We start from the raw sequence: 22899 nt of genomic DNA on the forward strand, positions 1-22899 counted from the left end.
CGTCATGCCGCATAATGCCTTAATGCTAACCGCGCCTGCCGTAACGCGCCACGTAATGCACACTTTTTTACCTTTCTTGTGTCATTTAACACTACGGGTGCTGCTGGCTGGGATTGAGCACGGAAAACGGCTACACTTCGCCTTTGAAAACTATCACCATTCATTAGCCCTGAATAATTCAGGTTGCAAGGCGGCGGCAAAGGAATGAATCCTGGCCCGGCATCAGCAACCTGATGGATGAAGGGATAAAAAGAGGCGAAGTCCAACGTGGCTCAATTCGTTTATACCATGCATCGTGTCGGCAAAGTGGTTCCGCCGAAACGTCATATTCTGAAAAATATCTCGCTGAGTTTCTTCCCTGGCGCAAAAATCGGTGTACTGGGCCTTAACGGTGCCGGTAAATCAACCCTACTGCGCATTATGGCTGGCATTGATACCGATATTGAAGGTGAAGCCCGCCCACAGCCTGGCCTGAAAATCGGCTACCTGCCGCAGGAACCGCAGCTAAACCCGGAACAGACCGTGCGTGAATCCGTTGAAGAAGCGGTTTCCGAGGTGGTGAACGCGCTGAAAGGTCTGGACGAAGTATACGCGAAATATGCTGAACCGGACGCTGACTTCGATAAACTCGCGGCACAACAAGGCAAGTTTGAAGAGATTATCCAGGCGCATGACGGCCATAACCTGAACGTGCAACTTGAGCGTGCCGCTGACGCACTGCGCCTGCCGGACTGGGACGCGAAAATCGCTAACCTCTCTGGTGGTGAGCGCCGCCGCGTTGCGCTGTGCCGTCTGCTGCTTGAAAAACCAGACATGTTGCTGCTCGACGAACCGACTAACCACCTGGACGCCGAGTCTGTCGCCTGGCTGGAACGCTTCCTGCACGACTTCGAAGGTACCGTGGTGGCAATCACCCACGACCGTTACTTCCTCGATAACGTTGCCGGTTGGATCCTCGAACTGGACCGCGGCGAAGGTATTCCGTGGGAAGGCAACTACTCCTCCTGGCTGGAGCAGAAAGATCAGCGTCTGGCGCAGGAAGCCTCTCAAGAAGCCGCTCGCCGTAAATCCATTGAGAAAGAACTTGAGTGGGTTCGTCAGGGCGCGAAAGGCCGCCAGTCTAAGGGCAAAGCCCGTCTGGCGCGCTTTGAAGAGCTTAACAACGTCGAATATCAGAAACGTAACGAGACCAACGAACTGTTTATTCCGCCAGGAGCACGTCTGGGGGATAAAGTGGTGGAAGTCAGCAATCTGCGTAAGTCCTACGGCGACCGTCTGCTGATTGACGACCTGAGTTTCTCCGTACCGAAAGGCGCTATCGTCGGGATCATCGGCCCGAACGGCGCGGGTAAATCGACCCTGTTCCGTATGATGTCCGGTCAGGAACAGCCTGACGCCGGTTCAATCACCCTGGGTGAAACCGTCAAGCTGGCCTCCGTTGATCAGTTCCGCGACGCCATGGATAACAGCAAAACCGTATGGGAAGAAGTTTCCGGCGGACTGGATATCATGAAGATCGGTAATACCGAGATGCCGAGCCGCGCCTACGTGGGCCGCTTTAACTTTAAAGGCGTTGACCAGGGCAAGCGCGTTGGCGAGCTGTCCGGCGGTGAGCGTGGTCGTCTGCACCTGGCAAAACTGTTGCAGGTTGGCGGCAACGTTCTGCTGCTCGATGAACCAACCAACGACCTGGATATCGAAACCCTGCGCGCACTGGAAAACGCCCTGCTGGAGTTCCCGGGCTGTGCGATGGTTATCTCGCACGACCGCTGGTTCCTCGACCGCATCGCGACCCACATTCTGGATTATCAGGATGAAGGTAAGGTGGAGTTCTTCGAAGGTAACTTTACCGAATACGAAGAGTATAAGAAACGCACCCTCGGCGCCGATGCGCTGGAGCCGAAGCGTATCAAGTACAAACGTATTTCAAAATAAACAGCAAAAAGGCAGCGCAAGCTGCCTTTTTTAATGTTTGCTCTCTCCGTGTGAAAGAAGGTCGGGGTGAGGGCATCAAACCGCACAAGGTCAAAGCAAGTAGCCCGGCTAAGTGAAACGCCAGCCGGGGCATCTCCGGATGACGGCGTTGGCGCCTTACCTGGCTGCTAATCCCCCATTAACTCTTTTACCAATTCCACGCAGTGCAGAAACCGGGAGTCATAATCAGGCTCTTCCACATGCCGCCAGGTAATATTGTTCTCTTTGAGCATATCCACCAGCATCAGCTGGAACTCGCTGCGATCCACTGAACTGCCCAGGCTTCTCAACCCGTCGGCAACCCATGGCGTATTATTTTCCAGCAGAATCACCAGGTCGAAACGGTATTCATCGATCATCGCCTGCACAAAAGGATGCTCACGCCCTTCATACTTCACGCAAAACGCCTGCGTAGTGACAAAGTCCGTGTCGATAAAAGCCACTTTATTGGCATATTTCACAGCAAAATCAATATACTGCGCCTGCCCCAATGCGATCTTGTCATAGTCGGAATACTGCAGCGCCATCTCATCGCCGCCAAGATGGGAGAAGACATAATCCCGCCCGTACTCCCACGCACTAGTGGTATTGAAGATATTTGCGAGCTTATTAACCAGCGTCGATTTCCCGCTGGATTCCCCTCCCAGTATCGCCACGGTACGCACGAAAAACGGCTTCACTTCGGTCGGAATGTAATCCCAGTAGCGGAACGGATTCTCACGAATGAGCGCGCCGCTGATATTCATAAAAGTGCGTTTGGGATCGATAAGCACCGTTTCAATACCCAGATGCTCAAGATACTGGGGAGCGTCCGCCTCTTCCGAACTGTAGATCCAGTCAGGCTGAATGCCCTTTTCATCCATAAAGGCTTTAATGCCTTTACTCCAGACATCCCAGCCATGCGGGTAGGGCTCCATTCCCTCTTCATTAAACGCATGAATACGAATGTTTTTCTGATATTTAAAGGTCTGCAATAACCAGCGCAAGCGGTCGCTGATGGTCGGCTGCTGGGACATCGCACTGTCTTCAAACAGTTCGCGGTCGCGCTTCTCATCATACCCCATCACAATATGCAGCTCATCTACCTGGCTACAGGCACGCTGAATCAGGTAGATATGCCCGGTATGCAGCGGGTAAAACTTACCAAACACCACACCAACGCTTTTTTGCCGACGCGGAAATTCCAATCCGAGGAAACGGTGCAGCGCCTCGAGTTTTTGCGCGCTGGGACTTTTGATTTTGGCATTCAGGAGTTGGCTCAAATAGCCTTTGGTCATGCCGCTGGCGTCGGCCACCTGCTGCAATGTGCAGCCTTTCTGACGGATTGCGGTCTTGAGATAGTCGAATGACGACACGAGTGCCTCCTGCTGGCTGAACCTGCCTGGCAACATCAACGTGCCAGGCCTATTATGCAAAATTCCCTATGCATTTCGGGGCAGGAGGCGGGGAATAAACGCAGCCATCACACCTGCCGCCAGAAAGACGACGGGAATGTAATTATAAGTCGTCAAAGACGCTTAGTGCATCTGCGAGTTTTTTAACACCGAAGACCTGCATCCCTTCTGGTGGTTTTTTCGGCACATTCGCGGCAGGTACAATGGCGCGTCGGAAGCCATGTTTCGCGGCTTCGGAAATACGCTCTTGCCCGCTGGGCACCGGGCGGATCTCACCCGCCAGCCCAACCTCGCCAAAGACCACCAGGTCCTGAGGCAGAGGCCGGTCGCGCAGGCTCGACACCATAGCCAGTAACAACGCCAGGTCCGCGCTGGTTTCCGTCACTTTTACGCCGCCGACAACGTTGACGAACACATCCTGGTCGGCCATCTGCAGGCCGCCGTGGCGATGCAGCACCGCCAGCAGAATGGCAAGACGGTTCTGCTCAAGCCCGACAGCAACACGCCGGGGATTGGACATCATCGAGTGATCCACCAGCGCCTGAATCTCTACCAGCAGAGGACGCGTGCCTTCCCAGACCACCATCACCGAGCTGCCGGAAGTCACTTCATCGCCACGGCTAAGGAAGATGGCGGACGGGTTACTCACTTCCCGTAGACCTTGTTCGGTCATCGCAAAGACGCCCAACTCGTTGACTGCGCCAAAGCGGTTCTTATGGCTGCGCAGCGTACGGAAACGAGAGTCCGCATCACCATCCAGCAACACAGAGCAGTCAATACAGTGCTCAAGGACTTTCGGCCCCGCCAGCGAGCCATCTTTGGTCACGTGCCCGACCATGACAATCGCCACTCCGCGCGTTTTCGCGAAGCGCGTAAGATAAGCCGCCGTTTCACGCACCTGCGCCACGCTACCGGGAGAAGACTGAATATCTGCCATGTGCATGACCTGGATGGAGTCAATAACCATCAGCTTCGGCTGCTCTTCATCGGCAATCTGGCAGATTTGCTCAATGCTGGTTTCCGACAACATATTCAGATTGGTCGTCGGCAGGCCAAGACGGTGCGCGCGCATCGCCACCTGCTGCAACGACTCTTCCCCGGTGACGTACAGCGTTTTCATCTGTTCCGCGAGTCTGCACAGGGTTTGTAGCAGAAGCGTCGATTTACCTGCGCCGGGGTTACCGCCAATCAAGATTGCGCTTCCTGGTACCACGCCGCCGCCTAACACGCGGTCAAACTCTTTAAAACCGGTCGAAAAACGCGGCAAGGCTTCCAGGCTGATATCGGAAAGTTTCTGTACTTTCGATGCGCCCGCATTGCCTGCATACCCGCTTAAGCGCTCATTACGTGCCACGACAGGCGAGGCTGCCACACGCACTTCGGTAATCGTGTTCCAGGCATGGCAGGCGCTGCATTGCCCCTGCCAGCGGGGGTAATCGGCACCACATTCATTACAGACAAATGCGCGTTTTGGAGCTTTCGCCACAGAGACCTCGTTATTTCTTCGCCAGACTGGCTGAGAGAATGCAGAACACCCCCATCAAATCAGCGTGACGGATGGTGACTTCCGCTTTTTCATTTACTTTCGGTTTCGCGTGAAACGCGATACCTAACCCGGCGGCTTTGATCATCGGCAGATCATTAGCACCGTCGCCAATGGCGATCGTTTGAGTCGCCGGGATCTCGTGTTCCTGCGCCAGACGTTTCAAGGTATTGGCTTTGTACTGCGCGTCCACAATGTCGCCCAACACGTTGCCGGTGAACTTACCGTCAACCACTTCCAGATGGTTGGCTACCGCCTCTGCCAGGCGCAACATCTCGCGCAGGTGATCGGCAAAGAAGGTAAAGCCGCCAGACGCAATCGCTACTTTCCAGCCCAGCGCTTCCAGTTTTAACACCAGTTGCGTAAGGCCTGGCATCAGGGGCAGGCTGTCGCGAACCTGATGCAGGATGTTTGCGTCAGCCCCTTTGAGCGTTGCCACACGTTGACGCAGGCTGGCCGTGAAGTCCAGCTCACCGCGCATGGCGCGTTCTGTCACTTCCGATACCATTTCGCCCGTACCGGCCAGTTTAGCGATTTCATCAATGCACTCAATTTGAATCGCGGTTGAGTCCATATCCATCACCATCAGGCCCGGATGACGCAGAGACGGAATTTTACCGAGCGGCGCAACGTCCAGCCCTTCATCATGTGCCAGGCGGGTAGCACGCGGGGTGAGTGAACCGGCAAGGCGAATAACCTGATAATCTTCCACACACCAGGCGGCCACGATCACCATTGCCGCACCCAGTTTACGCTGCCAGGCAGTCAAACGTTCTTTATTCAGGGCGCGTCCATACAGAAGCCAGCCGCTACGACCCGCGTGATAATCCAGGGGCATGACCTCATCGCCACTTAAAGAGAGCGGCAACCCAGGCCACTGAGAAACGTCGTTGGGCAGGTCGCACCAGGTCAAATTATTCGGCATTACAGCTCCTGTAGGGGTATGTGCTGAGGTAAAAATAACGCATGAGGCTACCTTGTAACCAGCGCTTCTGGCAACATTAAGCCGCAAATTTTCAACAGGTGGAATATGGCTCGCGCAAAACTCAAATTCCGGCTTCATCGTGCCGTGATCGTGCTCTTCTGTCTGGCGCTGCTGGTCGCCCTTATGCAGGGCGCATCCTGGTTCAGTCAGAATCACCAGCGTCAGCGCAATCCGCAGCTTGAAGAGCTGGCCCGCACGCTGGCGAAACAGGTCACGCTAAACCTTGCGCCACTGATGCGCGCGGAAACGCCTGACGATAAGCGTATCAGCGTTGTGCTGCGGCAATTGACCGAGGAGAGCCGAATTCTCGATGCGGGCGTCTATGACGAACGCGGCGATCTGATTGCCCGGTCTGGCGAAAGCATTGATGTGCGCGACAGACTGGCGCTGGACGGCAAAAAAGCCGGGGGCTATTTCAACCAGCAGATCGTCGAGCCGATTCAGGGCAAAAGCAGTCCGCTGGGCTACCTGCGTTTAACGCTGGATACCCATACGCTGGCGACGGACGCCAAACAGGTCGACAACACCACCAATATTTTACGCCTGATGCTGCTACTTTCACTGGCGATTGGCGTCGTGCTGACCCGTACGCTGTTGCAGGGGAAGCGTACCCGCTGGCAACAGTCTCCCTTCCTGCTGACCGCCAGCAAGCCGGTGCCGGAAGAGGAAGAGAACGAAAAGAAAGAGTAATCTACCTACACCCTACGGATTTCACGTTGCAGCCCGCGCGGTTGCAACGTGAAAAACGGCGCTTTTTCAGGAAAGGAAATCTGTCATGTCCACACTGCGTCTGCTTATCTCTGATTCTTATGATCCCTGGTTCAACCTGGCGGTGGAAGAGTGTATTTTCCGTCAGATGCCCGCCACCCAGCGCGTACTTTTTCTCTGGCGTAACGCCGATACGGTGGTTATCGGGCGGGCACAGAACCCATGGAAAGAGTGTAATACCCGGCGCATGGAAGAAGACAATGTGCGTCTGGCGCGGCGCAGTAGCGGCGGCGGCGCGGTATTCCATGATTTAGGCAATACCTGCTTCACCTTTATGGCAGGCAAGCCGGAGTACGACAAAACGATTTCTACCGCGATTGTGTTGCAGGCGCTGAACTCGCTGGGCGTAACGGCAGAAGCGTCCGGGCGTAACGATCTGGTGGTCAAAACGCCGGAGGGCGAGCGTAAGGTCTCAGGCTCCGCCTACCGCGAAACCAAAGATCGCGGTTTCCATCACGGCACACTGTTGCTCAATGCCGACCTCAGCCGCCTGGCAAACTATCTCAACCCGGATAAGAAGAAGCTCCAGGCCAAGGGCATTACCTCTGTGCGTGGGCGCGTGGCGAATCTGGTCGATCTGTTGCCGGGGATCAGCCATGAGCATATCTGCGAGGCGGTGACGGAAGCCTTCTTCGCCCACTACGGTGAGCGCGTGCAAGCCGAGGTGATTTCACCGGATAAGACCCCGGACCTCCCCAATTTCGCGGAAACCTTTGCCCGCCAGAGCAGTTGGGAGTGGAACTTTGGTCAGGCGCCTGCGTTCAGCCACTTGCTGGATGAGCGCTTTAGCTGGGGCGGTGTGGAGCTGCATTTTGACGTGGAGAAAGGGCATATCACCCGCACACAGGTGTTCACCGACAGCCTGAATCCCGCCCCGCTGGAGGCACTGGCGGCACGCCTGCAGGGTTGTTTGTACCGGGCGGATATGCTGGCACAGGAGTGTGATGCGCTCTTAGGTGATTTCCCTGAGCAGGAAAAAGAACTGCGGGAGTTGTCGGCGTGGATTGCAGGGGCGGTGAGATGACCTTTTTATGCAAGTCGCTGGATAATCGAGGCGGCGAGCGTTAATTTTTCCAGCATCGGGTTGCCCGGACTTTACCAAACTGCACCACCTCATCATGTGCTGACACAAGACGCGAGAACGTGGCCTGGCTGATGGCCAGTGACTGTCGCAGTTCAGCGGCAGAGCGCGGCCCTCGCAAGAGTAAATCGGTTAAGGCGCTCACGGGCGAATAGATTTATGAATAGATAAAACGGGCAGCATAAAAGCCGCCCGTTTTGAAAAAGGTTTACTCTTTATCGCCCAGCAGAACAGATTCCAGCGCGATTTTGATCATGTCGTTGAACGTGGTCTGACGCTCGGCAGAGGTGGTCTGCTCGTGAGTACGGATATGGTCAGAAACGGTACAGATGGTCAGCGCTTTCGCACCGAACTCTGCGGCAACGCCGTAGATACCGGCCGCTTCCATTTCCACGCCCAGAATGCCGTATTTTTCCATAACGTCGAACATCTCGCCGCCGTCCGGTGCATAGAACAGATCCGCTGAGAAGATGTTACCAACGCGAGCATCAACACCCAGCGCTTTGGCAGCATCAACAGCGTTACGCACCATACCAAAGTCAGCAATTGCTGCAAAATCATGGTCTTTAAAACGCATACGGTTGACTTTAGAGTCCGTGCACGCGCCCATACCGATGACGATATCACGCAGTTTCACGTCCATACGTACCGCGCCGCAGGAGCCCACACGGATGATTTTTTTCACGCCGAAATCGGTGATCAGCTCTTTCGCGTAGATGGAGCAGGATGGGATACCCATACCATGACCCATTACGGAGATTTTGCGGCCTTTATAGGTACCGGTGTAACCCAACATGCCGCGCACGTTGTTCACTTCACGGATATCTTCGAAAAAAGTTTCAGCAATGTGCTTTGCGCGCAGCGGGTCGCCAGGCATCAGCACAACGTCAGCAAAATCACCCATTTCAGCGTTAATGTGAGGAGTAGCCATCTTCAGTTCCTTTTTATTCGTTGTGTTTTCCCCCTCTCCCGCAGGAGAGAGTCGGGGCAAAGGCATCAAACGATGCCCATTCCCAAATCAAAGCATGTTTTTGCCGTAGTCCATGGGTGACGTACCGAAGTACGACGCAATGGTCTGGCCGATATCAGCGAAAGTTTCACGGTGACCGAGTGAGCCCGGTTTCACTTTCGGGCCGTAGATCAGCACCGGGATGTGTTCGCGGGTATGATCGGTGCCCTGCCAGGTCGGGTCACAGCCGTGGTCAGCGGTCAGGATCAGAATGTCATCTTCCCCCACCAGCTCCATCAGCTCCGGCAAACGACGGTCGAACAACTCCAGACCACCCGCATAACCGGCGACATCGCGACGGTGGCCCCATGATGAGTCGAAATCAACGAAGTTGGTAAAGACGATTGTCTTATCACCCGCGCTTTTCATCTCTTTCACGGTGGCGTCAAACAGCGCATCCAGGCCTGTTGCTTTCACTTTTTTGGTGATACCGCAGTTGGCATAAATGTCAGCGATTTTACCCACGGAAACCACCTGACCATCTTTCTCATCGACCAGTTTTTGCAGCACGGTCGCTGACGGCGGCTCAACGGCCAGGTCATGGCGGTTACCGGTGCGCTGGAAGTTACCGGCTTTATCGCCAACGAACGGACGGGCGATCACGCGACCAATGTTGTAACCCCCTTCGGTCAACTCAACGCGTGCGATTTCGCACAGCTCGTAGAGTTTATCCAGACCGAATGTCTCTTCATGGCAGGCAATCTGGAACACGGAGTCGGCAGAGGTATAGAAAATCGGTTTGCCGGTTTTCATGTGCTCTTCGCCCAGTTGGTCAAGGATGACCGTACCGGAAGAGTGGCAGTTGCCGAGGTAGCCTGGCAGGTTTGCGCGTTCGACCAGTTTATCCAGCAGTTCCTGTGGGAAGCTGTTTTCATGATCTGAGAAATAGCCCCAGTCAAACAGTACCGGTACACCAGCGATTTCCCAGTGGCCAGACGGGGTATCTTTGCCGGAAGAGAGCTCATGCGCCCAGGCATATGCGCCCACCACTTCCGCGTTGCCGTCCATTCCGGCTGCGATTTTACCGGTAGAACCTTCATGTGCTTTCACCAGGCCCAGGCGGGTCAGGTTTGGCAGGTGCAACGGGCCTTTACGACCGTTGTCCGCTTCGCCTTTGGCACAGGCTTCTGCGATGTGACCCATGGTATCGGAACCCACGTCACCAAAACGCTCGGCATCTTCTGTTGCGCCGATGCCGAAGGAGTCCAGCACCATAATAAATGCACGTTTCATATTGTTCTCCGTACGTAGTGCTTCAAAAAATAGCGATCAGATCAGTATATCGTTAATCGGTAATGCGTCGCCAGACTGTTGGCGTCTCTTTTGGCGCTTTATCGGCAATCACAATCGCGGCTTTGACCGCATTTGCCGCTTCCTGCCAGCTTGCTTCATCTTTTGCATGGATCACCGCTAAAGGACGCTGCCCGTCGATCGCATCACCCAGACGCGCCATATCGGTAAAGCCGACGCTGTAATCGATGGTATCGGACGCCTGACGACGACCGCCGCCCATGGAGACCACCGCCATACCCAGCGCGCGGGTGTCCATCTGCGCAATAAACCCTTCGGTATCGGCATACACGGCCTTGCTGAGCGTCGCGGTTGCCAGGTATTTGTCATAGTTTTCGACGAAATCGGTCGGGCCTTTTTGTGCCGCCACCATACGCCCGAAGATTTCTGCCGCTTTGCCGTTATCCAGCACCGCCTGCAATTGTCTGCGCGCTTCGGCGTCATCTTTCGCCAGTTTGCCGGAGACCAGCATTTCTACGCAGAGCGCCATTGTCACATCAAAGAGACGCGGATTGCGGTAATCGCCAGTCAGGAAGCGGACGGCTTCGCGCACTTCAACAGCGTTACCGGCGCTGGAGGCGAGTACCTGGTTCATATCAGTGAGCAGTGCGGTCGTACGCACACCCGCGCCATTCGCCACCCCAACAATCGCCTGCGCCAGTTCCGCAGAAAGTTCTACCGTCGGCATAAAGGCCCCGCTGCCTACTTTGACGTCCATGACCAGCGCGTCCAGTCCTTCCGCCAGTTTCTTGGCAAGGATCGAGGCGGTGATCAGCGGAATAGAATCGACCGTCGCGGTAATATCACGCGTGGCATAAAAGCGTTTGTCAGCAGGGGCTAAAGAATTCGTTTGTCCGATAATCGCGACGCCCACATCTTTAATGATGTCGCGAAAGCGTTTGTCATCGGGGAAAATATCAAACCCTGGAATGGCTTCCAGTTTGTCGAGCGTACCGCCGGTATGACCAAGCCCGCGCCCGGAAATCATTGGGATATAGCCGCCACAGGCCGCAACCATCGGCCCAAGCATGAGTGAAGTGACATCGCCCACGCCGCCCGTGGAGTGCTTGTCGACGACAGGTCCGTTGAGATTAAGGTGTTTCCAGTCGAGGACAGTCCCTGAGTCTCGCATCGCCATGGTCAGCGAAACGCGCTCCTCAATTGCCATGTCGTGGAAGAAAATGGTCATTGCCAGCGCGGCAATTTGCCCTTCGGACACGGTGTTATCACGGATCCCATTAATAAAGAAACGAATCTCTTCATCGCTGAGCACGTAGCCATCGCGTTTTTTACGAATTATTTCTTGAGCGAGAAACAAGGTAACCCCCTGAAAATCAAGGTTGGTTGCGGCGGATGCGCCGCCGCAAAGTAGAATTAGTAGCCGCTTGCGCTCTTACCGTCGCCATGGCCCAGTGCTTTGAGCAGGCTTGCCAGCAGGCTGGAAGCACCAAAGCGATAGTGGAGAGAATCCGCCCAGTCAGCGCCAAACAGTTCGTCGGCAATCGCGAGGAATTTCTGCGCATCTTCTGCTGAACGCACGCCGCCAGCCGGTTTGAAACCAACGGTTTTCGCCACACCCATATCGCGAATCACTTCCAGCATGATGCGCGCACTTTCCGGTGTGGCATTTACTGGCACTTTACCGGTAGAGGTTTTAATGAAATCAGCCCCCGCTTTGATAGAGATTTCAGACGCTTTACGAATCAGCGCCTCTTCTTTCAATTCGCCGGTTTCGATAATCACTTTCAGCAGAACATTGGCCGCTGCACAGGCATCTTTACAGGCCTTAACCAGATCAAAGCCCACTTGTTCATTGCCTGCAATCAGCGCACGGTACGGGAATACCACATCGACTTCATCAGCGCCGTAAGCAATCGCCGCGCGCGTTTCCGCCAGCGCGATCTCAATATCGTCGTTACCGTGCGGGAAGTTAGTGACCGTTGCGATGCGGATATCTGGCGTGCCCTGCTCTTTCAGCGTTTTGCGCGCAATCGGGATAAAACGCGGATAGATACAGATAGCGGCCGTGTTGCCAACCGGGGTTTTCGCCTGATGACACAGCGCGATCACTTTTTCGTTCGTGTCGTCGTCGTTCAGGGTAGTCAGGTCCATCAGTTTCAACGCGCGCAGGCTGCTTGCAGTTAAATCAGTCATTTCTCTCTCCGTCGGCATAAGCCGGTTAAATACGGGTCTGTTATTATTCTAACATTAACCCACCATCACACTTCGACACTCATCACAGTTAATGAAAACCACATTCATATTTGCAAAACCGTAATGAGACATTCATCAAATTTTTAGCCTTAACATAGCCCCATACCCGGATATTTAGGGGTGTGGATCAAAGGCGGGCTCCGTTCGGTTACTTACACTGGGCCAGATGCTCAAGGAATAAGAGGAACGAATATGTCCACGCCCAATGATTCAGCATACCTGGCTCGTTGCCAGCAGATTGCGACAAGCAGTACCCTGACTCCCGCACAAAAACGCCATTTTCTTGCGCTTGAGGCCGAGAACAGTCTGCCTTATCCCCCACTGGCAAAAAAAGCGCGCGCTGCGCTTGATGAGGGCGCCATTTGCGATATGTTCGAAGGGCATGCGCCCTACAAACCACGCTATGTCTTGCCAGACTATGCGAAATTCCTCGCGAATGGCTCGCAATGGCTGGAACTCGAAAGGGCAACCGATCTCGACGACGCGTTATCGATGCTCACCATCCTTTATCATCATGTTCCGTCAGTCACATCTATGCCCGTCTGGCTGGGCCAACTGGATGTGATACTGCAACCGTATGTTAGAATTCTAACACAAGAAGAGATCGATATTCGAATAAAACGTTTCTGGCGTTATCTGGACAGGACCCTGCCGGATGCGTTTATGCACGCCAATATTGGTCCTGCTGATACGCCAGTTACCCGCGCCATTTTACGCGCTGACGCAGAGCTTAAGCAGGTTGCGCCTAATCTGACCTTTATATATGACCCAGATATGACGCCGGATGACTTACTGCTTGAAGTGGCAAAAAACATTTGTGAGTGCAGTAAGCCCCATATCGCTAACGGCCCCAAAAATGATAAAATTTTCACAAAAGGTGGCTATGGCGTCGTCAGTTGTTACAACTCGCTGCCGCTCAGCGGCGGTGGCAGTACGCTGGTGCGACTTAACCTGAAAGCCATCGCCGAACGCAGCAGCAGTATTGAGGATTTCTTCACACGCCAGCTTCCCCACTACTGTCAGCAGCAAATCGCGATCATTGATGCACGCTGCGACTTCCTCTATTCGCAATCCGGCTTCTTCGAGAATAGCTTCCTGGTGGCCGAAGGGCTGATAGACCCGCAACGTTTTGCCCCCATGTTTGGCATGTACGGGCTGGCCGAAGCGGTGAATACCCTCTGCGAACGTGCAGGGCTCAGCGCCCGCTACGGCAAAAATGAAGAGGCCAACGCGCTGGGTTACAGAATCAGTGAACAACTCGCGACATTTGTCGCTAACACGCCGGTCAAACATGGCTGGAATAACAGAGCGATGTTGCACGCGCAATCGGGGATCAGTTCGGATACGGACACCACGCCGGGGGCGCGTTTACCTTACGGCGATGAGCCGGATCCCATTACTCACCTGCTGACGGTTGCCCCGCATCATGCCTGGTACACGGCGGGTATCAGCGACATTCTGACGCTCGATGAGACCGTCAAACGCAACCCGCAGGCCGTCGTGCAACTCTGCCTCGGCGCCTTTAAAGCCGGTATGCGTGAGTTCACCGCCAATGTCAGCGGCAACGATCTGGTGCGCGTAACAGGTTATATGGTGCGCCTGTCGGACCTGGAAAAATTCCGTGCCGAGGGGTCACGCACCAACACGACCTGGCTTGGAGAGGAAGCCGCCCGAAATACCCACATCCTTGAAAGACAACCGCGCGTGGTCAGCCACGAACAGCAGATGCGCTTCAACACGCAACGTCATTCAGATTGAATCAAGGCACCATGATGGAGAAACCTGAGCGTAGCAATACAGGTTGCGCTCAGACGTCGAAGGGGCAGCTAAACAGCTAACAAGGAGACAGCACGAAGGATGAAGTGTTTAGTCAGTAAGATTATCCCGTTCTCCTGCGTCGATGGGCCTGGCAGCCGTCTGGCGTTGTTCTTACAGAGCTGTAATTTGAACTGTAAAAATTGCCACAATCCGTGGACGATCGGACGCTGCAACCACTGTGCACAATGTGTTCCTGCCTGCCCGCATAACGCCTTAACACTGGTTGATGGACGGGTTAACTGGGATGCCAGCGCCTGCAAGCAGTGCGATACCTGTTTACATCTCTGCCCACAGCAGTCCACGCCTATGGCGCAAACGCTCAGTGTGGAAGAGGTGCTGACCCACGTCCGCAAAGCGGCAATGTTTATCGAAGGGATCACCGTCAGCGGCGGCGAGGCAACAACACAGTTGCCGTTTCTGGTTGCGCTGTTCAGTGCGCTCAAAGCTACGCCATCGCTTCAACACTTGTCCTGTCTGGTCGACAGCAATGGTCTGCTTAGCGAAACGGGTTGGCACAGACTTCTGCCAGTCTGTGACGGGGCGATGATCGATCTCAAAGCCTGGGGTAGCGATCATCATCGATTTCTGACCGGGCGCGATAATGCGCAGATAAAGGCGAGCATCCGTCTTCTGGCGGCGCATCAGCGGCTGGCGGAGTTACGTTTATTGGTCATCCCCGACCAGTGTGATTACCTGCAACACATTGATGAATTGTGCGAATTTATCGGCGAGTTAGGGGATGTGCCGGTGCGTATTAACGCCTTTCAAACCCATGGCGTGTATGGCGAAGCAAAACAGTGGCGTAGCGCCACCGCCGGGGATGTGGAACCGCTGGCGCAGGCGCTGACTGCCCGAGGCGTGAACACCGTGATCCTTCCGGCGTTGTATCTGTAAATCAGCTTAACGAAAACGTGGCGTGGGTATTGTCGAACAGCGCCTGAGCAATCACGTCTGGCGCTTCCGGGCGTAATTCACAGAGGGTGTCAAAGACCCGAGCCGCCTGTTCCGGGCGATTAGGCTGGCCCTGAAAACCGTTTAATGGCATATCCGGGGCATCGGTTTCCAGCAACAGAGCGTTAAGCGGCAATTGCGCCATCACTTCGCGGGTCTTGCTGGCGCGCGGGTAGGTAATGGTACCGCCAACGCCAATTTTATATCCCAGGCTGATAAAACGTTCCGCCTGCTGCAGGCTACCGGCAAAGCCATGTACCACCCCCGTTCGCGGCAGGTCATGGCGTTTAAGGTGCATCGCCAGTTTGTCGTGCGTGCGGCGCGAATGCAGGATCACCGGCAGATCAAAGCGCTTTGCCAGCTTAAGCTGCGCATCCAACACCGCCTGCTGACGTTCAAACTGCGGATCATCACGATACAGATCCAGACCAATTTCGCCAATCGCCACCACCTTCTGCGGACGCGCTGCGAGCAGTTGCTCAAGGCGCTCCAGGCAGCTCGGCGTATGCTCTTCAATGATGATCGGATGCAGCCCCAGCGCGGCATAGAGCGCCGGATAATCCCCGGCAAGTTTGATAACGCGGGCAAAGTACTGTGAGCCAATCGCCGGGACGATAATCCGTTCGACCCCAACGGCGCTGGCGCGGGTAATACTGTTCGATTCATCATCCTGGAAGGGGGGAAAATCGAAGTGACAGTGAGTATCGATAAAGCGGAACGTCACGCAGTATCCTCGTTATTAAAAGGCAAATCGTTGGCCTGAACCGCGCTGACAAGCGGCGTATCGACCGCATCGTTGGCGACAGCGGCTGGCGGCACCACGATGGTGGCAGATGTCGTGGCCACGCGCGGCGCATGGCGAAGTAATGGCGGCTTTTCTGCCAACAGCTTACCCACCGTCGCCAGGAAATAACGCCCGCAGAGTCTTCCCAGTTTGTAATCATCCCGCAACGCAGGTAAACGACTTCCCAGCGCCATGCTATGCAGAAGCTTCGGCGGGTAGATTTCAAAAATGCGCAACTTACCGGGCGGTGCTTCGATAAATTTCTGCGTCGCCGAATAGGTCTTCTCGTGATGCTGAACGAGATTAACGAAAGGCTGCAAGCTGCTTTCTCCCAGCCAGCGTTCCATTCGCTTAAACCATTGAGGGGTGTAATACATTTGCGACGGCACGGTGCGGATAACCACAATGGTCTTCGCCCCGCGTTTCGCCGCTTCCTGAACAGGTATAGCGTCGCTGACGCCGCCATCAAGATAATTGACGCCATTAAGGGTAACGCCCGGACGATAGAACCCGGGAATAGCGCTGGATGCGCGGATGATATCCAGCCAGGAACTACTGTCGGGGGAGAAGTATTCCGGCGTGTAATCATCCTGACGGCAGGCGCACATATAGAAGGCTTTGCCTGTATCAAAGGCACGCGCGGCGTAGTCCATCGCCAGCGGCATCTGACTTGAGGTAGAAGAGATAAGCCAGTCCAAATCGATCAGGTTGCCGCCACGCACGAAACGCACAGGATCAAAGAAGTCGCGAGTGGTTGTGTAGCGCATAATGACCTTACGCGCATAACCGGGCTGATTACACAGGTATGCCGACAGGTTTTGCGCCCCGGCGGAGGTGCCAAGAAAAAGGTCAAAGGGGTTAAAGTCAGCGCGCATGAATTCATCCAGTACGCCGGCCGTAAAAATGCCCCGCTGACCGCCTCCCTCACATACCAGAGCGAGTCGGCCTGGGCGAAATGGCGTTAACGCCAATGGCGCAATGTTGCCAAGCGTTACCGGAATATATTGCCCCACCCTGCTTTCCTTTCGATGTTAGGTTTTAACAAAGTAACGCAATTTTCCCCTCGTAGAAACAATGAAAGCCAGTCACGAGGACTGGCTTGATGATTCGTTTAAGAGGGTAGCTCGCGCTACGGGCGTCTGCGGCCCATAAACAGGCTGACGAGGAACAGAATGATACCGACGATAAAGACAATTTTCGCGGCACCCGCTGCCGTACCTGCCAGACCACCAAAGCCCAGAGCGGCGGCAATTAACGCGATAACCAGAAATATAATGCCCCAACGAAACATAAGACTCTCCTTAACCATAGTTAATGTCGACCGCTAATGTGAGCGCTCAGGATGCTCACTGGCGATATTTTCCAGGTGCGTTCTACTGACTCCCGGCAAAGCGCCGGGATTGCACATTTCAGGAATTCGTTACTTAGCTTTCAGATCGTTTTTCACACTTTTGACGCCATCTACCGCTTTAGCGATACTTTCGGCCCGCTCAATTTGCGCCTGTGAATCTACGGTACCGGACAACTGTACAACGCCATCGGTCGTTTCAACTTTCACCTTACGGGAAGGAACGATGTCGTCGGCCAGCAATTTTGCTTTGATTTCACTGGTAGTCGCGGTGTCGCCGGCATAGCCTTTCGCAGAGGTGTTTTTATCATCACGAACATGGAGTTTGTCGCTTACTGAAGCAACGCCTTCCACCCCTTTCGCGACGGTTACCGCCTGCTCTGCCTGTGCCTGGCTTTCAACGAAGCCACTCAACGTCACCACTTTTTTCTCAGTTTTTACGGAGATATCGGTACTCTTGATATCTTCGTGATCGACCAGCGCTGCTTTGACTTTCGCCGTAATTGCGCTGTCATCCATGAAATTACCGACTTTATTCATAGAGCTATCGATTTTTTGCCCTGCGTTATCGGCCGCGTTTTGCGCCTTATTGGTCGTCGTGTTTTCCGCCATTACGGAACCACTTGCCAGGGTAGAACCCAGCACGACAGCCAGCAGAGTTTTCGAAATCTTCAGTCTTGTCATCGTCATCGATCTATATCCTGTTGGTTTGCCCACAATTTGGGCGGTAAGCAGCAATGAAGGCCGCTTTTCCTGCTGTGGTGAATCACCAGTCTGACAAATCAATAAGTTAGGTTATTAACGCTAACTCATTAGACTTAAGTCAGTAATTAATATTATGTAATGCCTATTTTCCTGAACAAAAAACCGCTAAACACGCAATGAATAGGATTTATATCCAGTCAAAATGTCATTACTTTGTTAAATATAGAACACAATCGCAGAAACGCTTGCGAAAGCGGTTAAAAAGTGACCACAGAAGAGGGAAATGCGGCTATTTAAGAACTTTCCGCAAGGGGCTAAAAAGACAGGTAAAGTGACGGAGCACGGCGCCTGCCGCGCTCCGTAGAGGAGATTAGTGTTCGCGGGTCTGGTGGAACTGAACGTCAGGGTAACGCTCACGCGCCAGGTTCAGGTTAACCATCGTTGGGGCAATGTATGTCAGGTTATCGCCGCCATCGAGCGCCAGTTGTACTTCGTTTTTGCGTTTGAACTCTTCAAATTTCTTCACATCGCTGCACTCCACCCAACGGGCGGTAGCGACGTTAACGGACTCATAGACCGCTTCCACGTTGTATTCGCTCTTAAGACGCGAAACGACAACGTCGAACTGCAGCACGCCGACTGCACCGACGATCAGATCGTTATTAGCGATGGGACGGAAGACCTGAACCGCACCTTCTTCTGACAACTGAACCAACCCTTTGAGCAGTTGTTTCTGCTTCAACGGATCTTTAAGACGAATACGGCGGAACAGTTCCGGCGCGAAGTTCGGAATACCGGTGAACTTCATCATTTCACCCTGCGTGAAGGTGTCGCCAATCTGGATGGTGCCGTGGTTGTGCAGGCCAATGATATCGCCCGGATAAGCCTCTTCAACGTGCGAGCGATCGCCAGCCATAAAGGTTAACGCATCAGAGATCACCACATCTTTGCCAAGACGCACCTGGCGAAGCTTCATGCCCTTTTCATATTTACCCGATACCACGCGCAGGAAGGCCACGCGGTCGCGGTGTTTCGGGTCCATGTTGGCCTGAATTTTAAAGACGAAGCCGGAGAATTTCTCTTCCGCCGCTTCCACTTCACGCGTGTCGGTCGCGCGCGGCATCGGCGCAGGGGCCCATTCCACCAGGCCATCCAGCATATGGTCAACGCCAAAGTTACCCAGCGCGGTACCAAAGAAGACCGGCGTGATTTCACCTGCCAGGAACAGGTCTTTATCGAACTCGTTAGAGGCGCCCTGAACCAGTTCAAGCTCGTCGCGCAGTTGCTGCGCCAGATCTTCACCGACAGCGGCGTCAAGATCCGGGTTATTCAGCCCTTTAACGATGCGGACTTCCTGGATCGTATGGCCTTTACCGGTCTGGTAGAGATAAGTTTCATCTTTATAGAGGTGGTAAACGCCTTTGAACAACTTACCGCAGCCAATCGGCCAGGTGATCGGCGCACAGCCGATTTTCAGCTCGTTTTCCACTTCATCCAGCAATTCCATCGGGTCACGGATGTCACGGTCGAGTTTGTTCATAAAGGTGATGATCGGCGTATCGCGCAGACGAGTAACTTCCATCAGCTTGCGGGTCCTGTCCTCAACGCCTTTTGCGGCATCGATAACCATCAGACAGCAGTCAACCGCCGTCAGAGTACGGTAGGTATCTTCGGAGAAGTCTTCGTGCCCGGGGGTATCGAGCAGGTTGACCAGACAGTGGTGGTAAGGGAACTGCATCACAGAGGTGGTAATAGAGATACCACGCTGCTTTTCCATCTCCATCCAGTCAGATTTTGCATGCTGGTTAGAGCCGCGACCTTTAACCGTACCGGCAGTCTGGATAGCCTGTCCGAACAACAACACTTTTTCTGTGATCGTGGTTTTACCGGCATCGGGGTGCGAGATGATGGCGAACGTGCGTCGCTTCGACACCTCTTGTAAATAAGGAGACAACGTCATAGTAAAATTCTTCTGTGAAAATGCGCGGCCTCGGCCACGCTATGAAATTCGAAAAATGCGGCTATTGTACTCAACGGCTGAGTGCAGACAATTAATGTTTACACAGGAGTTGCTCCAGTTCGGTTAACGATGTCACGGTCCAGGTCGGGTTGATCCCCTCGGGCAACGCGCGACCGTTAGCGTTCAGCCAGCAGGTGGAAAGCCCCGCATTAATGCCGCCCAGGATATCCGATTCAGCGGTATCACCAACCATCAACACCCGCGAGCGGTCCGGATTTTGTGCCTGTTCCAGCGCGTAGTCGAAAATACGCGGATCGGGTTTCGCCACGCCGACCTGCTCAGAAATCACTAACAAATCAAAGTAGTCGCGAAAACCGGTACGTTCCAGACGCGTCTGCTGCAATGCGGTAAAACCGTTGGTGATAATGCCAAGCTTCACTTTCCCTTTTAACGCCGACAGGAGCGAAACCGCCCCCGGCAAAGGTGCACAAATCTCTGCCATCGCATTGAGAAACGCGTTGTTCAGGTCGCCTGGTGCAACGCGCAGACGCTCCGCCCATCCCTGAAAGCGCTGATGCTGTAATTGTAGTGCGGTGATGGCACCGTTCTGATATTCCACCCACAACGGTTTATTAACGGCCTGATAATCTTTAAAATCCTCGGCAGTAAATGTCACGCTGTAATCCAGAAACATTCGCTGCAGGCCACCAAACGAATCAAAGGTAAACAGCGTTTCGTCGGCGTCAAAAAAGATCCAGTCCCATTTCATTACATCACCTTTCATTTATTAAATTGGCAGCGCCATGATGATGGCGTCTTCACGTCCTTGCGCTGTGGGGTAATAGTTGCGGCGAATTGTCGCCTCATTAAACCCCAGGCTTTCATATAACGCGATGGCAGCGGTATTGGAGGCCCGCACTTCCAGCCACAGCGTCAACACGCCACGTTTTTCCAGCTCGCCGATCAGATGCTCAAGCAACTGGCGACCCAGCCCCTTACGTTGCCAGGCGGGATCGACGGCAATATTAAAGAGGGTGGCTTCATCCAGCACTACCTGAGTAATGGCGAAAGCCGCCATCACATCACCCACCAGTAAACGGTAATTAAGGTAGCGCTCGCCCTGGTTACTGGCGAAGGTCTTCTCACTCCAGGGAAACGCGTGCGCCCGGGTTTCGATCTCGTATGCGCGGGCTAAATCAGTCGTCGTGAGGGAAGAAATCGTGTTCATAATTGCAAATTTGTCGCCATAGCGCGGCGCGTGCCGCAGGGTTGCCCCGTAGTTCATCGAGGCCAGGCGTCGTTACCTGCGCCCCCTTGAGCGAGAGGGGCGCGTCAATGCCCAGCCGCCAACTGTTGCAAGTACTGTCCGGCGGTAACATCTCTACCCTGTCCGGGGTGAGCTGTAAAACCTGATCCGGACTGACGGCAAGCGCACGCAGCACATCGCCAACAAGCGGCTCAGTCAATGCAGGAAGATCAGGAGCTACCATCACTAACCGGATGTGCGCGGGTAGGGAAATTGCGATTTCCCCTTGCAGCGCCGTCGGACGGCGCAGGGACCACTGGGTGATACCCAGTTGCTGTAATTGCCAGTCGCGTCGGGAAGTCATAGCGAAACACTCCTGTCTGTCAGGCGCGCAAATATAACAAACCCGACGAATTTTCGCCATCCGGTCTCTGTCCTCTCTCTGTCTCTATTAAAGGTATTAATAGGGTGTAGACGCTGCCAACAAAGAGGCAGCGCGAAGGGTAACGTTGTCATACACAAAATCATTCATGATGCGTCGAGGCGGCAAGGATGAGTATCCCCGGGAGCTTACACAAGTAAGTGACCGGGGTACGAAGACGCTGCCAACAAAGAGGCAGCGCGAAGGATAATGTGTATAATCCCCGCCTAAGTTTAATGAGGAACCATTCATGTCTGCTTTAACTCCGGCAAGTGAAGTCTTGCTGCGCCACAGTGACGATTTCGAACAGAGCCGCATTCTTTTTGCCGGTGATTTACAGGATGACCTGCCTGCAAGGCTGGAGTCGGTTGAAAGCCGCGCCTGGACTCAACACTACCATCAGTGGCAGACACTCAGCCGTCAGATGGGTGACAAGGCCGTTTTCGGGCTTACGCTTGACAAGGCTGCCACTGGCGAGAGCGATACACTGATTTACTACTGGCCGAAGAATAAGCCGGAAGCACAGTTTCAGTTAATGAATCTGCTGTCGCTGTTGCCGGTTGGCACGGATATTTTTGTCGTGGGTGAAAACCGCAGCGGCGTTCGCAGTGCGGAACAAATGCTGGCGGAGTTTGCCCCGTTGAACAAAGTCGACAGTGCGCGTCGCTGCGGGCTTTACCATGGGCGTCTGGAAAAACAACCAACGTTTGATGCTCAGGCATTCTGGGATGAATACCACCTGGACGGGTTGTCTATTAAAACGCTGCCGGGCGTCTTTAGCCGCGACGGTCTGGATGTGGGTAGCCAATTGTTGCTCTCTACGCTGACCCCGCATACTAAGGGCAAGGTACTGGATGTGGGCTGTGGCGCGGGTGTACTGGCAGCCGTACTGGCCAGCCACTCGCCGAAAGTACGTCTCACCCTGTGCGATGTCTCGGCGCCCGCTATTGAAGCCAGCCGTGCAACCCTCGCCGCGAATGGCTTTGAAGGTGACGTTTTTGCCAGCAATGTCTTCTCTGAGGTGACGGGCCGTTTTGATATGATCATCTCAAACCCGCCTTTCCACGATGGCCTGCAAACCAGCCTGGAAGCTGCGCAAACGCTGATTCGCGGCGCGGTGCGTCATCTGAACAGTGGCGGCGAGCTGCGTATCGTCGCTAACGCCTTCCTGCCCTACCCGGCTGTGCTGGATGAAACCTTTGGTTTCCACGAAGTGATCGCGCAAACAGGGCGTTTTAAAGTCTACCGTACCGTGATGACTCGTCAGGCAAAACGCTGATCTTTTCCGGCCCGGTAGCATTGCGTTACCGGGTAATTCCGCAGCAAATTCCAGGTGTTGGTTTTTAAAGCAGTTATAAAATCGACACGCAATTAACTATTGACGAAACCTGGAAAACATCTAGAATGC

General features: G+C 54.2%; 21 protein-coding genes and 1 pseudogene. 6 read left to right on the forward strand and 16 right to left on the reverse strand.

Going from position 1 to position 22899, the window contains the following annotated elements; all coding sequences use genetic code 11:
• Window positions 1-267 precede the first annotated feature (267 nt).
• The gene (gene ettA / locus ACS0RQ_RS23695) at window positions 268-1935 is read left to right on the forward strand and encodes an energy-dependent translational throttle protein EttA (protein WP_271848749.1); all 1668 of its coding nucleotides are present in this window, start codon (window positions 268-270) and stop codon (window positions 1933-1935) included.
• Between the two features lie 167 nt (window positions 1936-2102).
• Here the strand turns inward: ettA and nadR are convergent, their stop codons facing one another.
• The 3 genes from nadR to serB all read right to left on the reverse strand — a co-directional run bounded on the left by nadR (window position 2103) and on the right by serB (window position 5836).
• Window positions 2103-3329 (reverse strand): multifunctional transcriptional regulator/nicotinamide-nucleotide adenylyltransferase/ribosylnicotinamide kinase NadR, encoded by a 1227-nt coding sequence (nadR, locus tag ACS0RQ_RS23700; RefSeq protein ID WP_271848748.1) that lies wholly within the window; start codon window positions 3327-3329, stop codon window positions 2103-2105.
• Window positions 3330-3471: 142 nt separating this feature from the next.
• Window positions 3472-4854: a DNA repair protein RadA gene (gene radA / locus ACS0RQ_RS23705; protein ID WP_165159266.1), complete on the reverse strand. Its 1383-nt coding sequence runs from the start codon at window positions 4852-4854 to the stop codon at window positions 3472-3474.
• A gap of 10 nt (window positions 4855-4864) precedes the next feature.
• Window positions 4865-5836, reverse strand: a complete 972-nt coding sequence (serB, locus tag ACS0RQ_RS23710) for a phosphoserine phosphatase (RefSeq protein ID WP_271848747.1) — start codon at window positions 5834-5836, stop codon at window positions 4865-4867.
• Between the two features lie 105 nt (window positions 5837-5941).
• Here serB and ACS0RQ_RS23715 point away from each other — a divergent pair, with 105 nt between their 5' ends.
• Together ACS0RQ_RS23715 and lplA are read left to right on the forward strand one after the other, a co-directional pair.
• Window positions 5942-6586, forward strand: a complete 645-nt coding sequence (locus ACS0RQ_RS23715) for a YtjB family periplasmic protein (RefSeq protein ID WP_271848746.1) — start codon at window positions 5942-5944, stop codon at window positions 6584-6586.
• Window positions 6587-6671: 85 nt separating this feature from the next.
• A complete protein-coding gene (gene lplA / locus ACS0RQ_RS23720; protein WP_271848745.1) occupies window positions 6672-7688 on the forward strand; it encodes a lipoate--protein ligase in 1017 nt (338 codons plus the stop codon).
• A 55-nt stretch (window positions 7689-7743) separates the two neighbouring features.
• Here lplA and ACS0RQ_RS23725 read toward each other — a convergent pair.
• The 5 genes and pseudogenes from ACS0RQ_RS23725 to deoC all read right to left on the reverse strand — a co-directional run.
• Window positions 7744-7890: pseudogene (locus ACS0RQ_RS23725) on the reverse strand (type II toxin-antitoxin system HipA family toxin YjjJ); the annotation flags it as partial.
• Between the two features lie 63 nt (window positions 7891-7953).
• Entirely contained in the window at window positions 7954-8676 is a 723-nt protein-coding gene (gene deoD, locus ACS0RQ_RS23730; RefSeq protein ID WP_039078256.1) for a purine-nucleoside phosphorylase, read from the reverse strand.
• A gap of 87 nt (window positions 8677-8763) precedes the next feature.
• On the reverse strand, window positions 8764-9987 hold the full coding sequence (deoB, locus tag ACS0RQ_RS23735; RefSeq protein ID WP_271848744.1) for a phosphopentomutase: 1224 nt from the start codon (window positions 9985-9987) through the stop codon (window positions 8764-8766).
• A gap of 52 nt (window positions 9988-10039) precedes the next feature.
• Entirely contained in the window at window positions 10040-11362 is a 1323-nt protein-coding gene (gene deoA / locus ACS0RQ_RS23740) for a thymidine phosphorylase (RefSeq protein ID WP_271848743.1), read from the reverse strand.
• 56 nt (window positions 11363-11418) lie between these two features.
• Window positions 11419-12198, reverse strand: a complete 780-nt coding sequence (deoC, locus tag ACS0RQ_RS23745) for a deoxyribose-phosphate aldolase (protein WP_334632422.1) — start codon at window positions 12196-12198, stop codon at window positions 11419-11421.
• A gap of 252 nt (window positions 12199-12450) precedes the next feature.
• Here deoC and ACS0RQ_RS23750 point away from each other — a divergent pair, with 252 nt between their 5' ends.
• Both ACS0RQ_RS23750 and ACS0RQ_RS23755 read left to right on the forward strand, forming a co-directional pair.
• Window positions 12451-14016 (forward strand): YjjI family glycine radical enzyme, encoded by a 1566-nt coding sequence (locus ACS0RQ_RS23750; protein ID WP_271848742.1) that lies wholly within the window; start codon window positions 12451-12453, stop codon window positions 14014-14016.
• A gap of 99 nt (window positions 14017-14115) precedes the next feature.
• Window positions 14116-14970, forward strand: a complete 855-nt coding sequence (locus ACS0RQ_RS23755) for a YjjW family glycine radical enzyme activase (protein WP_271848741.1) — start codon at window positions 14116-14118, stop codon at window positions 14968-14970.
• A gap of 1 nt (window position 14971) precedes the next feature.
• Here the strand turns inward: ACS0RQ_RS23755 and ACS0RQ_RS23760 are convergent, their stop codons facing one another.
• The 8 genes from ACS0RQ_RS23760 to ACS0RQ_RS23795 all read right to left on the reverse strand — a co-directional run bounded on the left by ACS0RQ_RS23760 (window position 14972) and on the right by ACS0RQ_RS23795 (window position 21434).
• Window positions 14972-15751, reverse strand: coding sequence for a TatD family hydrolase (locus ACS0RQ_RS23760; protein ID WP_271848740.1), 780 nt, complete (start codon window positions 15749-15751; stop codon window positions 14972-14974).
• A complete protein-coding gene (locus ACS0RQ_RS23765; RefSeq protein ID WP_271848739.1) occupies window positions 15748-16824 on the reverse strand; it encodes a patatin-like phospholipase family protein in 1077 nt (358 codons plus the stop codon). Before ACS0RQ_RS23765 ends, ACS0RQ_RS23760 begins: the two co-directional genes overlap by 4 nt.
• Before the next feature lie 116 nt (window positions 16825-16940).
• Window positions 16941-17102 carry a DUF1328 domain-containing protein gene (locus ACS0RQ_RS23770; RefSeq protein WP_007373037.1) on the reverse strand — a complete coding sequence of 54 codons (162 nt, stop codon included), beginning with the start codon at window positions 17100-17102 and terminating at the stop codon, window positions 16941-16943.
• Window positions 17103-17231: 129 nt separating this feature from the next.
• The gene (gene osmY, locus ACS0RQ_RS23775) at window positions 17232-17849 is read right to left on the reverse strand and encodes a molecular chaperone OsmY (RefSeq protein ID WP_271848738.1); all 618 of its coding nucleotides are present in this window, start codon (window positions 17847-17849) and stop codon (window positions 17232-17234) included.
• Window positions 17850-18234: 385 nt separating this feature from the next.
• Window positions 18235-19824 carry a peptide chain release factor 3 gene (prfC, locus tag ACS0RQ_RS23780; protein WP_039078247.1) on the reverse strand — a complete coding sequence of 530 codons (1590 nt, stop codon included), beginning with the start codon at window positions 19822-19824 and terminating at the stop codon, window positions 18235-18237.
• A gap of 91 nt (window positions 19825-19915) precedes the next feature.
• Window positions 19916-20593: a pyrimidine 5'-nucleotidase gene (gene yjjG, locus ACS0RQ_RS23785; protein WP_271848737.1), complete on the reverse strand. Its 678-nt coding sequence runs from the start codon at window positions 20591-20593 to the stop codon at window positions 19916-19918.
• Window positions 20594-20611: 18 nt separating this feature from the next.
• A complete protein-coding gene (gene rimI, locus ACS0RQ_RS23790) occupies window positions 20612-21052 on the reverse strand; it encodes a ribosomal protein S18-alanine N-acetyltransferase (RefSeq protein ID WP_039078466.1) in 441 nt (146 codons plus the stop codon).
• A complete protein-coding gene (locus ACS0RQ_RS23795; RefSeq protein ID WP_075203559.1) occupies window positions 21021-21434 on the reverse strand; it encodes a DNA polymerase III subunit psi in 414 nt (137 codons plus the stop codon). The genes rimI and ACS0RQ_RS23795 overlap by 32 nt, the downstream gene beginning before the upstream one ends.
• Before the next feature lie 307 nt (window positions 21435-21741).
• Here ACS0RQ_RS23795 and rsmC point away from each other — a divergent pair, with 307 nt between their 5' ends.
• The gene (gene rsmC, locus ACS0RQ_RS23800; RefSeq protein WP_271848736.1) at window positions 21742-22770 is read left to right on the forward strand and encodes a 16S rRNA (guanine(1207)-N(2))-methyltransferase RsmC; all 1029 of its coding nucleotides are present in this window, start codon (window positions 21742-21744) and stop codon (window positions 22768-22770) included.
• The last annotated feature ends 129 nt before the right edge of the window (window positions 22771-22899 follow it).

This window comes from Phytobacter diazotrophicus, from assembly GCF_052061655.1.
Taxonomy (GTDB): Bacteria; Pseudomonadota; Gammaproteobacteria; order Enterobacterales; family Enterobacteriaceae; genus Phytobacter; species Phytobacter diazotrophicus.

Bases quoted from the DNA above. Each gene is read 5' to 3' on its own strand.
- yjjG (WP_271848737.1), bottom strand. From the start codon at position 20,593: ATGAAATGGGACTGGATCTTTTTTGACGCCGACGAAACGCTGTTTACC.
- ACS0RQ_RS23770 (WP_007373037.1), bottom strand. From the start codon at position 17,102: ATGTTTCGTTGGGGCATTATATTTCTGGTTATCGCGTTAATTGCCGCC.
- deoB (WP_271848744.1), bottom strand. From the start codon at position 9,987: ATGAAACGTGCATTTATTATGGTGCTGGACTCCTTCGGCATCGGCGCA.
- rimI (WP_039078466.1), bottom strand. From the start codon at position 21,052: ATGAACACGATTTCTTCCCTCACGACGACTGATTTAGCCCGCGCATAC.
- ACS0RQ_RS23750 (WP_271848742.1), top strand. From the start codon at position 12,451: ATGTCCACGCCCAATGATTCAGCATACCTGGCTCGTTGCCAGCAGATT.
- serB (WP_271848747.1), bottom strand. From the start codon at position 5,836: ATGCCGAATAATTTGACCTGGTGCGACCTGCCCAACGACGTTTCTCAG.
- ACS0RQ_RS23755 (WP_271848741.1), top strand. From the start codon at position 14,116: ATGAAGTGTTTAGTCAGTAAGATTATCCCGTTCTCCTGCGTCGATGGG.
- rsmC (WP_271848736.1), top strand. From the start codon at position 21,742: ATGTCTGCTTTAACTCCGGCAAGTGAAGTCTTGCTGCGCCACAGTGAC.
- deoC (WP_334632422.1), bottom strand. From the start codon at position 12,198: ATGACTGATTTAACTGCAAGCAGCCTGCGCGCGTTGAAACTGATGGAC.
- prfC (WP_039078247.1), bottom strand. From the start codon at position 19,824: ATGACGTTGTCTCCTTATTTACAAGAGGTGTCGAAGCGACGCACGTTC.
- ACS0RQ_RS23715 (WP_271848746.1), top strand. From the start codon at position 5,942: ATGGCTCGCGCAAAACTCAAATTCCGGCTTCATCGTGCCGTGATCGTG.
- lplA (WP_271848745.1), top strand. From the start codon at position 6,672: ATGTCCACACTGCGTCTGCTTATCTCTGATTCTTATGATCCCTGGTTC.
- osmY (WP_271848738.1), bottom strand. From the start codon at position 17,849: ATGACGATGACAAGACTGAAGATTTCGAAAACTCTGCTGGCTGTCGTG.
- deoD (WP_039078256.1), bottom strand. From the start codon at position 8,676: ATGGCTACTCCTCACATTAACGCTGAAATGGGTGATTTTGCTGACGTT.
- ACS0RQ_RS23795 (WP_075203559.1), bottom strand. From the start codon at position 21,434: ATGACTTCCCGACGCGACTGGCAATTACAGCAACTGGGTATCACCCAG.